Origin of the sequence: Cellulomonas endometrii, assembly GCF_949769265.1 — a bacterium.
Taxonomy (GTDB): domain Bacteria; phylum Actinomycetota; class Actinomycetes; order Actinomycetales; family Cellulomonadaceae; genus Cellulomonas; species Cellulomonas endometrii.
The window spans coordinates 16,590-29,550 of the sequence record NZ_CATKPC010000017.1; the positions used below are offsets into that span (position 1 = coordinate 16,590).

Consider the following 12,961-nt stretch of genomic DNA (forward strand, 5'->3'; position numbering starts at 1 on the left):
GAGACCTGAGCGTCTCGACGGGGACCGCTTTCCCGGGTCACCAGCCCCACGAGGAGTCGGGGTGCGGCTCCGGGCAGGCGCCCGTGCCGTCGGGCGGGAGCTCGAAGTGCCACGGCTCGTTGGCGTACGTCGAGCAGAGCCCCAGGTCCGGCGCGTGCTCGACCAGCCAGTACGCGCCGGCGGTCGGGCCGACGTCGACCGCGCGGCCCTGCACGTGCGCCGAGCGGTCGGGGGGCAGCACCCAGCGGTGGGCCTCGTCCGGGTCGCCGTACCGGTCGAGAGCGTCGGCGACCAGCTGCTCCTGCTCCTCGACGGTGCGGCGCCCCGAGGTGAGCGTGAGCTCGACGCCGTCGGCGGCGGCCGCCTCCTGCGCGGCGCGGAACCGTTCAGCGAGCAGCGGGTCGAGCGCGTCGATCGCCGGGTCGGGGTCCGGCAGGCGGGTCGGGGTGCCGCTGGGCGGGCCGGCGGGGCCGGCGACTCCCGGCGGGCTCTCGAGCGGCGGTGGCCGGCCGGCTGCGGGGGCGGCGGGGCCCGCGGGGCACCCGCCGAGCAGGAGCAGGAGGCGGCGGCGGGGGCGGCGAGCGCGGGCAGCGGGCCGGGGACGAGCAGGCGGCGGGGGCGTGGAGCGGGCATGCCCCCAGCGTCGGCGCCGACCGCCTGCCGCCGCGTCCCGCTGCGGGCCCGTCGCCGCGGTCGGCCGCCCGGCCGGGCGGTGGCCCCGGACCCGACCAGGGGTGCGCTCCGGCGGGCCCTGATGCCATCCAAAGGTGGTGCCTCCCCGGGCGAGGACCGGTCGTGCGGGGGTCGGCGACGAGCGGCGGACCTCCTAGGCTCGACGCGTGCCCACCCGCAGCGCCGCGCGCCTCGACGCCCTGACGGCGGCCGGGGTGCTGCTGGTGTGGACGACGGTCGCCCTGGTCGCGCGGCGCAGCGGCTACTGGTACCCCGCGTGGTTCGGCGCGTACCTGTGGGCCGGGGTCGGCGTCGCCGTCCCGCTGGCGCTGCGGCGGGTCGCGCCGGCCGCGGGGTTCTGGCTGACGGCCGTCGGCTACCCGGTCGGGTACCTGCTGCTGGTGCAGGGGACGCTCATGCGCTCGGACTTCCACGTCCTGCCGCTCGTGGTGGCGGCGTTCGTGGCGACGCAGGCGGGGCTGCACCCGGCGCTGGTCGGCGGGGTGACGATCCCCGTGGTGATCGCCCTCCGGGTAGGCGTCGAGGGCGCGCGGGCGATCGTCGGCGGCTGGGCCGGCCCGCACGACTTCTCCCGCACGACGCTGCTGGTGCTGCTGGTCGCGGCCGCGACGCTGCTCGGCGCGATGGTGCACCGGCAGGCGGAGACCAGCCGCTCGCTCGCGGAGCGCAACGCCCAGCTGCGGGCCCTGCAGGAGGTGCGCGCGCGGGCGGCGGTGCGGGCCGAGCGCACGCGCATCGCGCGGGAGCTGCACGACGTGGTCGCCCACCACGTCACCGCGATCGTGGTGCGGGCGCAGGCGGCCGACCGGGTGGGCGCCGACCGCCCGGAGGAGTACCGCGAGGCGGTCCGGTGGATCGCGCCGGCGGGGCGGGAGGCGCTGACCGCGATGCGCTCGGTCGTGCGGGTGCTGCGCGAGCCGGACGGCGCGGCGACGGCGTGGCCGCCCGTGCCGGGCGCGGACGACGACCGCCCCGTCCCCGCCGGTGCCGGCCCCGCCGACGCCGGCCCCGGCGCGGCCCCCCTCGCGCCGCTGCCCGGGCTCGCCGACCTCGTCGCGGTGGCGGAGCGCGTGCGCGGCGCCGGGCTGGCCGTCACCGCCGAGCTGCCCGACCCGCTGCCCGCCTGCCCGCCGGACGCGGGCCTCGCCGTCGTCCGCGTCGCCCAGGAGGCGCTCACCAACGTGCTCGTGCACTCGGAGGCCGGGCGCGCGTCGCTGCGGCTGTCCGGCGGCACGGGGACGCTGGTGCTCGACGTCGCCGACCCCGGTCCGGCGCGCGGGCTGCCCGGGTCGCCGGGCGGCGGCAACGGCCTGGTGCACATGCGGGAGCGCGCCGCAGCCTGCGGCGGCACCCTGCACGCCGGCCCCGCGGACGGCGGCGGCTGGCTCGTCCGGATGGAGGTCCCCGTGCCATGACCGAGCCCGCCGTGCCTCACCCCACCGCGCCCGACCCCGTGCGCGTCGTCATCGCCGACGACCAGGCGATGATCCGCCTCGGCCTCCGGATGATCCTCGACCACGAGCCCGACCTCACCGTCACCGCGGAGGCGGCCGACGGGCGGGCCGCCGTCGACCTCGCGCCCGGCGCCGACGTGGTGCTGATGGACGTGCGGATGCCCGGGACGGACGGCATCGAGGCCACCCGCCGCATCCGGGCCGACCCGGCGCTCGCGGGCGTCCGGGTGGTCGTGCTCACCACGTTCGACGACGAGGAGTACGTGACCGGGGCGCTGCAGGCGGGGGCGGACGCGTTCCTGCTCAAGGACACCGACCCCGGCACGCTGGTCGCGGCGGTGCGGCGGGTGCACGCCGGCGGCAGCCTGCTCGACCCGGCGGTGACCTCCCTGGTGCTCGACCAGTGGCGGCGGTGGGGGCGCGGCCGTCCCGGCGACGCCGCCCCGGGTGCCGCGGCCGCGGGTCTGGCGGCGCTGACGTCCCGCGAGCGGGAGGTGCTGCTGGCGGTGGCGCGCGGCCGGTCGAACCAGGAGGTCGCGGACGACCTCGGCCTCACCGTCGCGACGGTCAAGGCGTACGTGCACAGCGTCCTCGCGAAGACCGGCTGCACCGCGCGGACGCAGCTCGTCGTGCTGGCGTACGAGGCCGGCCTGGTGGTGCCGGGGCGGGCCCCGGAGGCGGACGGGGCCTGACGCTCGGCGCGCGCCGGCCCGCCGGGTCCGCCACGCTGGTGCCGGGCACGCAGCAGCGGCAGGCAGCAGGGACGCGCGGCAGGGAGGACCACGGGTGGCGGAGCGGCGGCGCCGCGGCGAGCGGCGCGTGGCTGACTCGCCGGACGAGCGCGGCGGGCACGGCGGCCACGGTCTCGAGACGTACCGGTCGATGCGGGACTTCGGCCGGACCCCGGAGCCCGCGGGCGCGCCCGAGCCGGCACCGGCGGGACCGGGCGCACGCCGGGTCGTCGTGCAGCGGCACCGCGCGACCCGCCTGCACTACGACGTGCGGTTCGAGGTCGACGGCGTGCTCGCGTCCTGGGCCGTGCCGCGGGGGCCGACGCTGGACCCGGGCGTGCGCCGGATGGCGGTGCACGTCGAGGACCACCCGCTGGAGTACGCCGACTTCGAGGGCGTGATCCCGAAGGGCGAGTACGGCGGCGGCGACGTCATCGTGTGGGACCGCGGGACGTGGGAGCCGCACGGGACGGACGACCCGGCGGCGGCGATCGCGGCGGGGGAGCTGCACGCCGACGTCCACGGCTCCAAGCTGCACGGCCGCCTGGTGCTGGTGCGCAGCGGCGGCCCGGACGCCCACGGCAAGGAGCAGTGGCTGCTGCTGCACAAGCACGACGAGCACGCGGTCGACGGGTGGGACGCCGAGGACCACCCGCTGTCGGTGCTGAGCGGCCGCACCAACGACCAGGTGAAGGCGGACCCCGACCGGCTGTGGCGCTCGGACCTGCCCGCGGCCGAGGCCACGGTCGAGCTCCGCGCGCCGGAGGTGGACCCGCCGACCGAGGACGAGCTCGCGGCGCTGGACGACCTCGGGCCGGCCGGCGGGACGTGGGAGGTGTTCGGGCGCTCGCTGCGGGTGACCAACCTGGACAAGGTGCTGTTCCCCGCGCGCGACGGCGAGGAGCCGGTGACCAAGCGGGAGCTGGTGCGGTACGCCGCGCGGATCGCGCCCGTGGTGCTGCCGTACCTGCGCGGCCGCGCACTCAACATGCACCGGTACCCGCAGGGCGCCGGGTCGAAGGGGTTCTGGCACAAGGAGCTCCCCGACCACGCGCCGGACTGGCTGCCGCGGTGGGAGAACCCGGAGGCCGACCCGGGCGAGACCCGCACCTACCTGGTGGTCGACGAGCCGGCGGCGCTGGTCTGGGCGGCGAACTTCGGGGCGCTGGAGTGGCACGCCTGGACGTCGCGGACGGCGGCCATGCACCTGCCGACGTACGCGCTGGTCGACCTCGACCCCGGCCCGTCGACGTCGTGGGAGGACGTGCTGCTGCTGGCGCGGCTGCACCGGGACGCGTTCGCGCACCTCGGGGTCCGGGCGGTGCCGAAGGTGACGGGCCAGCGGGGCATCCAGGTGTGGGTGCCGATCGCCGTGGGGCCGCCGTTCGACGAGACGCGCGCGTGGGTCGAGCGGCTGTCCCGGACGGTCGGTGCCGTGGTGCCCGAGCTCGTGAGCTGGCGGTGGGAGGTCAAGGCCCGCGGCGGGCAGGCGCGCCTGGACTACACGCAGAACGCGATCAACAAGACGCTCGTCGCTCCGTACAGCCCGCGCGCGCGGCCCGGTGCCCCGGTGTCCGCGCCGATCACGTGGGACGAGCTGGACGAGCCGTGGCTGCGTCCGGACGCGTTCACGATCCGCACGGTGCTGGACCGGGTCGCCGAGCGCGGGGACCCGTTCCGGGACGTGCTGCACGCGGACCAGGTGCTGCCGCGGCTGGCGTGACGTCCCGGACCGTTGTCAGGGCGGGTAGGGGAGGAGCATGATCACTCGAACGGGGTAATCCGGACAAAACGGACAGTCGATCGCGACGGCCGGCCCCGGGGACCGCAGGCGGTGCCGCCATGGGGCAGCCCGACGACCGCGACGAGCAGCCGCCCGTCGACGCGCGCCTGCTGCGCCCCGCGACCTCGTCGACCTGCGCGTCGAGGCGCCCGGCTGCAGCATCGAGCCGGTGGCCGGCGGCGCCGAGCTCGTCGCCGGGCCGGACGCCGCGCTGGTCGTGCACCTCCGCCGCAGCACCTGGGCGAGCAGGTGTGGCAGGCCGGCGCCCGCCACCGCGCCGCCCGCCGCCCGGCCCCTCGAAGCACGTGGCCGCGGGGCCCTCGCGGCTGGTCTACGCGCTCCCCGAGGGCACCCGGATCGGCTGGACGCTGGAGCAGGTCCTCGCGGCGCTGCCGGGGCTGCCGCTGCGGGTCGCCGCCAACGCCCGCCGGCCGGCGTGGCGACGCCGGAGCGGCGGGACCCGGAGCCGCCGACCGAGCGGGAGACCGCGATCGAGGCGCCGTACCGCCTGGTCGTCTCGCCGAGCGCGCGCGGCGGGTTCCGGCACTCGAGCACCCCGGTGGGGCCGTCGGACCGCGCGGAGCTCTGGCGCACGCACCTGACCGTGCGCCCGCCCGGCGACGGCGAGGCGCCCGACCCCGGCGACCCCGCCGCGCAGCGTGTCGTGCGCGCCCTGTGGACCCGCGACGCGGAGCAGCGCCAGGACCTGCCGGCGTTCGACCAGGCGCTCACGCCGAAGGACCGGCGGGCCGTCGTGGGCCGGACCCACGGGGGCGACCCGCGCAACGCGGGCACGCCCCTGGAGGTGGCCCGGCTCGAGCTCTCGGCCCTCGGGGCGTGGTTCGACTGGAAGCAGTCCTGGGACCTGCCCGCGGACGTCGTGGACTACCGGCACCAGGCGTTCATGGGCCGGGACGCGTACGTCCGGGTGGCCTACCCGGGGCTGCTGTTCCCGTTCGGGCACCGGTGCTACCTGGTGAAGATCACCGAGCGCGAGGTGCGGCACCGGGCGACGCCCGTCGCGTACCTGTGGCAGCGGTGGTTCATCGTGGTGCGCCAGCCGACCCGCACGTACCCGCCCCGCGACCGGGACACCGTGTTCGGCGAGGTGACGATCAGCCCGCTGGTCACCCCGGACATCGACCGCCCGCCCGAGGACGGCCAGCCGTTCGTGCCGACGCGCGACGGCGTGCCGTACCCGTTCACGCTGACGACCGTCGACCGCGGCGGCGGCGTCCGGACCTGGCCGGCCCCCCTGCTGTTCCTGCAGGCGGCCGAGCGGCGGGGGCGCACGGTCGTGATCGGCGCGGACCAGGCCTCCGCGCGGTACTTCCCGGTGCGGCAGATCCTCGGGAGCGGGCAGACGCTCGCCGTGGCGCCGCCGGTGCTGGCGGGGGACACGTCCGTCGAGGTGGCGCACCTCGTCTTCGATGGGGTCGTCGACCAGGGTGCCGCGACCTCGCGCCCGTTCCTGACGTCGCTGCGCGCGGTGGTCCCGGCCATGCGGCACCTGGCCCCGCAGGCGCCCGCGGTCGACCTGGTGCTCGCGCCGGCGTACCTCACCGACGGGCTGCCGACCCGCCTGCCGGGAGCGCCGCCCGTGCCGGGCCCGAACGCGGGGGAGGTCGTGCTCGCCCTCACCAGCGCCCCGGCGGCCGTCGACTTCACCGGCGGGTCGGACCGGTCGGGCGGGTTCATCGCCCCGAACCTCGCCGTCCGGGGGCTGTCCCGCGCCCTCGGCGCGGTCGGGGAGAGCGGCGCGGGCCCCTCGCCGCTCACCTCCGGCACGTTCGACCCGGCGGCGTTCCTCTCCGGCGCGGTGCCCAAGCTGTTCGGGCTGTTCAGCCTGCTCGACCTGCTGGAGGCCGGCGGGCTGGACGAGGCGCCGGCGTTCGTGTCCGACACGCTGGACGCGGTCACCCGGCTCGCGACGGAGGCGCAGCGGCTCCGGGCCGCGGTGGACGAGGCGCAGGCCCGGCTGGCCGCCGAGGTGACGGCGGCGGCCCACGGCGGCGCCCGGGCGGTGGCCCAGCGGGCGCACGACGAGCTGCAGGCCCGCACCGCGGCCCTGCGCGGCCACCTGGACGCGCTCGTCACCGCCCTGGACGGGCTGCCCGGCGCGCCCGACCCGGTGCGCGACGCGGCCGTGGACCTCGCGGGCGACCTGGGCCCGCTGCTCGACGCGGTCGGGCTGCCGGGCGTGCCCGCCGCGGTCCGGGCCGCGCTGACCGTCCCGGTGCAGGCCCTCACCACGCTCACGGACCTGGCAGCGGACGCCGCCGGGCTCGCGCGGCTGCTCGAGGGCGCCGTCTCGGGCCAGGTCACCGCGCGGCTGGCGTGGCGGCCGGCGATCCGCCCGTGGGGGCCCCCGGGGATCCCGCGGGTCTTCGCACCGCACGACCGGCACGCCCTGCGCGTCGACGTCGAGGTCCGGGCGTCCGCGAGCGCCCCGCCGGTGGTGGACGTGGTCGCCGAGATCGCCGGCTTCGACCTGAACCTGATCGGGGACGGCGGCGGCGGGCTGATGCGGCTGGTGTTCCGGCGCGTGGGGTTCCACGCCGGGTCGGCCGGCAAGCCGGAGGTCGACGTCGTGTTCGGCGGCATCGCGTTCCTCGGGCCGCTGTCGTTCGTCGACCGCCTGCGTGAGCTCATCCCGTTCGACGGGTTCTCGGACCCGCCGTTCGTGGACGTCCGCGCCGACGGGGTGACCGCGGGGTTCGACCTCAAGCTGCCGAACGTGTCGGTCGGCGTGTTCAGCCTGGAGAACATCGCGCTCGGCGCCGACGCCCGCGTGCCGTTCCTGGGCGACGCGATGACCGTCGGCTTCCACTTCTGCAGCAAGGACGCCCCGTTCCGCCTGACGGTGCTCTGCATCGGCGGCGGCGGGTGGCTGGTGCTGCGTGCGGCCCCGAAGGGGCTCGTGCTGCTCGAGCTGGGCCTGGAGGCGGCCGCGGCGCTGTCGGTCGACCTGGGGGTGGCGTCGGGGTCGGTGTCGATCGCCGTCGGGGTGTACCTGCGGCTGGAGGCCGACCGGGGGCTGCTGACCGCGTACTTCCGGATCCGCGGCGAGGTCGAGGTGCTGGGGCTGATCAGCGCCTCGATCACGCTCGAGCTGTCGCTCACCTACCAGTTCGAGACGGGCAAGCTCATCGGCCGCGCCTCGCTCGTGGTGGAGGTCGAGGTGCTGTTCTTCTCCGCCTCGGTGGAGATCACGGTCGAGCGCCGGCTGGCCGGCTCGAAGGGGGACCCGACGATGCTCCAGCTCATGCCGCCCGACGCCGACGGCGCCAACGCCGACTGGGTCGCGTACTGCGCGGCCTTCGCCCCGGCGCCGGTCTGAGGGGCGACCGTGCCGACGACCCTCCTGGCCACGGCCCTGCCGCACTCGCTGGCCGACGACGCCCCGTTCCACCTCACCGTGTTCGTCACGCACAAGCTCGTCGCCGGGCCGGGCGAGCCCGCGGCGCCGACGCTCGCCGACTTCCCGCCCGCCGCGGACTGGGTGGGCACGCTGGCCGGCTGCACGCTCACGCTGCGCACCTCGCTGGGCGCCGCGCTGCCGCTGCGCGTGGTGTCCGCGCCGGACGCCGGCGCGTGGTCGGCCGCGCTGCCCCCGGGCACCCGCGTCGCGGCGTTCCCCGCGCCGGCGGTGTCCGACGCGCCGTGGCGCACCCTGCCGGCGAGCCGGATGAGCGACCACGCCGTCGACCTGCACCTCGCCGCGGTGACCGCGGCGCCGACGCGGCGCCCGGGGCTCGCCGGCGACCCCGTCGCCGAGGGGCTGCTCGAGACCCTCGCCGGGCTCGACCGCCGCGGGCCGCTGCGCCAGCTGCTGGACGACGCGCCGGCCCGGGCCCGCCGCGCGCTGCAGCTGCCCGCCCGCCGGCTCCAGGAGGCGCTGACCACGGTCGGCCCGCTGACGGAGCCGGACCCCACCGAGCGGGAGCCCCGGCGCGGTCGCGAGCTCCCGCCGCTCCCGCCCTACCAGTCGGAGATCGCGGACCAGCCGTCGCCGGTGGAGGTGCTGCTGGACGACCCGGACGCCGACCGACGCGTGACGGAGCGGCTCGACGCGGTCGCCGCGCAGGGCCCGGCCGAGGACCCGCAGCTGCGGCTGCTCGCCGACGCGCACGCCGTCCGCCGGTACTACGAGCGGCCCGAGCTGCCGCAGCCCGAGCCGCGCGCCGAGCCGGACCCGGCCGCCACCCCGCCGCCGCGTCCCACGCCGCCGGAGCCGGACGTGCACGCCCGCGTCGCCGGGTTCGGTGCGACCCCCGCGCTGCTGCGCCGGCTCGGGCTGGCGGTGGACGTCGTGGTCGACGGCGTCGACGCGGCGGGCGCGCGCGCGGCGCTGGACGGCGCCGCGTGGGTGAGCGTCGGGATCACGCCGCCGGACGGCGTCGCGCTCGAGGTCCTGCCGCCGCGCCGGACCGCGGTGGTCGTCGAGGGGGCCGTGTTCGCCGCCCGGTCGTCCGCCGACTGGGTCGGGGGCGCGCTGCCGCTGGGCGACGACGACTGGGTCGTGCTGGACACCGACCCCGACGCGTCGGGGCTCAAGCTCGACCAGTACGTCCGGGACCTGGCCCGGCAGTACGCGAGCGAGGCCAACGGCGACCCGGCCACGTCGGCGCCCGGCACCCTGCGCGTGACGGGCTTCGCGCTCGCGCGCCGGGAACGGGCCGCGCAGGTGCGCGAGCGCGTCCGCCGGGCCGAGCAGCTCGCCGCCGACGACGGCACCCGCGAGCTCCTGCTGGACGACCTGGTCCGCGGCGTCCGCGTCGAGGTGTGGGACGACGTCACGCGCGAGTGGCACGGGCTGCACCGGCGCCGGGTCTCGGCGACGGGCCCGGACGGGACGGTGCTGCTGGAGGACGAGCCGGACGCCGGGTTCCTCCAGCTCTCCGCGCTCAACCGGCCGCCCGGCGACCCGGGCGGCTACTACCTGCACGAGGTGGTGGCCGGCTGGGACGGCTGGAGCCTGTCGGCGCCGCGGCCCGGCCGCGTGGTCGTGCACGTCGAGCCGCCCGGGCCGGACGGGGCGACCGAGGCGGTGCTCGACGAGCCCCCGGACGCGCCCGCCGACGGCGTCCGGGTGACGTCCCGCGTCGAGCCCGGTTCGCTGCCCCGCCTGCGCTACGGGACGTCCTACAGCTTCCGGGTGCTCGCCGTGGACCTCGCGGGCAACGCGGTGCCGCAGGTGGCGTCGGCGCGCCGGCCGGTCCTGCCGCTGGCGGACGGCCCGGACGTCGACGCGGCGCGCGCGCACCTCGGCCGGCTCCGCGCGGCCGCCGAGCGGCGCGACGCGGCCGGGGTCGCGGTCGCCCGCCGGGACGCGGCGCTGCCCCCGCTGCGCGGCGCCGGCCGACGCGGGGCTCGGGTGCGGCTCCCGGACGAGCTCCTGTCCGGCGAGCCGCTGGTCGACGCGGCCCTGCGTGACCTGGTCGCCCGCGCCGCGGCCTCCGCGCCCGCGACCAGCGCCGCGCAGCGGCTGCTCGACGACGTGGCCGCGGCGGCGCGGGTGCTGGCGGGGGCCCGGGGGACGCTGCGGGTCCGCCCCCAGCTGCGCACCGACCCGGCCCTGCTCGCCGCGCTCGCCCGCAACGACGACCTGCTGCTGCCCGCCGCGGCCCGGCTGCCCGCGCGGCCCGTCGTCACCGCGCCCCGGCCCTACCTGCGCTGGGACCCGGTGCCCGCGCCCGCGCTCGTGCCGCGGCACCCGCTCGGCACCGGCGAGCAGCCCGCCCACCTGGTGGTGCGCAGCGGCACGCGGGGCGACGGGGACGCGCGCGCGACCGCCGAGCGGCACCTCGCCGCGCCGAAGGCCACGCAGCTCGAGGCGGAGACCGCCGGGCGGTTCGACGCGGCGATCGGCACCGGGGACGCGGCCGAGGTCCGGCGGCTGTACGCGGTGGCGCTCGCGGAGCGCGGCACGCTGCTGGACCAGGCCGCCCCGAGCCTCACCGACCCCCGGGCGACCGACCCGCAGCCCGGGATCGCCCTGGCCGACCGCCCCGGCGCGGACACCGACCCGGCGCGCCGGGCGACGCTCGAGGACGTCGCCGCCGACCGCGGCCGCCCGCTCGGCGAGGGCCAGTACGTCGTGCACGACACCGACGCGCTGCGACTGCCGTACCTGCCGGACCCGTACGCGAGCGGCGTCTCGCTCGTGTTCTACGGGGCCGGCGCGCCGCACGGGCTGCCCGAGCCGGAGGCCCTGCAGGCGGTGGCCGTGACGTACCCCGGGTCCTGGCCGTCGGTGCAGCCGCTCCGGCTGGTGCTCGAGCGCGGGGACGCCCTGGACGCGCGCGTCGAGGGGCACACGGTGCGGGTCGCGCTGCCGCCCGGCGAGCAGGTCCGCGTCGCGGTCTCCAGCACGGTGGACGTGCGGGCGCTGGAGCACTTCGGGCTGTGGCGCTCGCACCTGGCCAGCGCGGCGGACCCGGCGGACGGGTTCACCGCCGACGAGGTCGTGGCCGCGGCCGCGCTGATGCGGGCGGCGTCCTCCGGGTGGACGTGGTGGCTGACGCCGTCCGTCGACGTCCGCCTCGTGCACGCCGTGCCCGTGCCCGTGCGGCCCCCGGAGCTGCGGGGGCTGAGCGTGTTCCTGCGGCCGCCCGGGCGGTCCGTGGTGGCCCTCACCGGGCTGGTCGACGTGCACGGGTCCAGCACGGACACGCTCGTCGTCCGCGCGACCTGGACCGAGACCGTCGACGACCCCGCCGCGCCCGGCCCGCAGCAGGTCACCCGGTCCGACGTCGTCGTCCGGTCGGCCGTCGGCGAGCGCGAGCGGACCGGCGTGCTGTTCCTGTACGACCTCCAGCCGTCGGGGGCCCTGGCGTCGGCGCTCGGCGGGATCGGCTTCCACCGGGCGCTCCAGACGTTCGAGGACACGCACCACCGCCGCGTCACCTACGTGCCGAGCGGCACCACCCGGTACGCGGAGTACTTCCAGACGGCCGACGTCCCCGCGGAGCCGCCGGCGGGGGAGCCGGTGGTCCTGGACATCCCGTCCTCCGCCCGGCCCGCCGCGCCGACCGTGCTCGACACCGTGCCGCTGCTGCGCTGGTCAGCCGGACCGGAGCCGGACGACCCGTTCGCGTGGCGGCAGGTCCGGCGCTCCGGGGTGCGGGTGTGGCTGGCCCGGCCGTGGTTCTCCTCCGGGGACGGCGAGCTGCTCGGCGTGCTCGTGTTCGACCCCGACGAGTGGGTGCGGGGCGACGACGACACGTGGGTGCGGCGGCCCAAGGCGCTGCAGGCGCCGGACGGCGCGACCAGCCTGTGGGCCGCCGACCCCGTCGTCCAGGACGGGGGCCCGGCGTCCGGCGCGACCGTGCCGCCGCTGCTCGCGCTCGACCAGCTGGTGCTCGACCTGGTGGAGACCGCGGCGGCCGAGGGTGCCGGGATCCGCCCGCCGCTCGGCGGCGAGCCCCCCGGCGGGAGCGAGCGCGGCTGGCCGGACGAGCCGGGCAGCCCGGTCGCCGTGGCCGCGTCGGTCCCGCTGCGGGACGTCGTCGAGCACCCCGCGGTCCGCGTGCTGGGCTACCGGCCCGAGTACGACGCCGCGTCCGGCCGGTGGTTCGCCGACGTCGCGCTGCACGAGACGCCCGCCCTGTGGCCGTTCGTCCGCCTCGCGGTGGCGCGGTACCAGCCCGACGCGATCGACGGCTGCACGCTGTCACCGGTCGCGCTGACGGCGTGGGCGCAGCCGCTGCCCTCGCGCGCGCTCACCGTCGGCCGGCCCGACGCCGCGCACGTCCAGGTGACGCTGACCGGGGTCGTCAGCTGGCTGCGCCCGCCGGAGGAGCCGGTCCCGGGGATCCCCGGCGAGCAGCTGAGCGCCGACACCCCGACCGGTGAGGCCGCCGAGCGGGCCGCCCGGCTCCAGGCGTCGCGCACGGTCCGCGCGACCGTCCAGCACCGGCCCGAGGGCGCCGGCGACCTCGGCTGGGAGATGGTGTCGACGTCGCTGCTGCTCGCGGTGTCCGTCGAGGACTCCGGCGGGTTCCGGGCGACGTGGACCGGGTCGGTCGTGCTGCCCGCCGGGGGCGACGACGCCCCGGGGCTCCGGCGGCCCGGGGTCCCGGGCTCGCGGTGGCGGGTGCTGGTCGAGGAGCACGAGCTGCTCGACGCCGACCCGCTCCCCGGCGGCGCCGACCCCACGCGGGTGCCGCGGCTCGTGCACGCTGACGTCGTGGAGCTGTAGAGACCCCCGCGACCCCTGGGCCGGGGCGGCCCGGCTCGCGTACTCTCGGCAGCAGTCCCGGGGACGACGGGTCCGTCCTCCGGCGGGCCTGCACCCG

The 12,961-nt window shown here is 78.5% G+C and carries 6 protein-coding genes; 5 read left to right on the forward strand and 1 reads right to left on the reverse strand.

All coding sequences use genetic code 11. The annotated features are described in order from the left end of the window. Positions 1 to 37 precede the first annotated feature (37 nt). Positions 38 to 559, reverse strand: a complete 522-nt coding sequence (locus QNH85_RS15905; protein WP_346016334.1) for a M15 family metallopeptidase — start codon at positions 557 to 559, stop codon at positions 38 to 40. Between the two features lie 280 nt (positions 560 to 839). Here QNH85_RS15905 and QNH85_RS15910 point away from each other — a divergent pair, with 280 nt between their 5' ends. From QNH85_RS15910 to QNH85_RS15930, 5 genes are all read left to right on the forward strand, one after another. Then, positions 840 to 2,108: a sensor histidine kinase gene (locus QNH85_RS15910; protein ID WP_282947970.1), complete on the forward strand. Its 1,269-nt coding sequence runs from the start codon at positions 840 to 842 to the stop codon at positions 2,106 to 2,108. Then, positions 2,105 to 2,839, forward strand: coding sequence for a response regulator transcription factor (locus QNH85_RS15915; protein WP_282947972.1), 735 nt, complete (start codon positions 2,105 to 2,107; stop codon positions 2,837 to 2,839). The genes QNH85_RS15910 and QNH85_RS15915 overlap by 4 nt, the downstream gene beginning before the upstream one ends. 127 nt (positions 2,840 to 2,966) lie before the next feature. Then, positions 2,967 to 4,601: a non-homologous end-joining DNA ligase LigD gene (locus QNH85_RS15920; RefSeq protein WP_282947974.1), complete on the forward strand. Its 1,635-nt coding sequence runs from the start codon at positions 2,967 to 2,969 to the stop codon at positions 4,599 to 4,601. A 496-nt stretch (positions 4,602 to 5,097) separates the two neighbouring features. Next, positions 5,098 to 8,001: a hypothetical protein gene (locus QNH85_RS15925; protein ID WP_282947976.1), complete on the forward strand. Its 2,904-nt coding sequence runs from the start codon at positions 5,098 to 5,100 to the stop codon at positions 7,999 to 8,001. Between the two features lie 9 nt (positions 8,002 to 8,010). Next, a complete protein-coding gene (locus QNH85_RS15930; protein WP_282947977.1) occupies positions 8,011 to 12,864 on the forward strand; it encodes a hypothetical protein in 4,854 nt (1,617 codons plus the stop codon). The last annotated feature ends 97 nt before the right edge of the window (positions 12,865 to 12,961 follow it).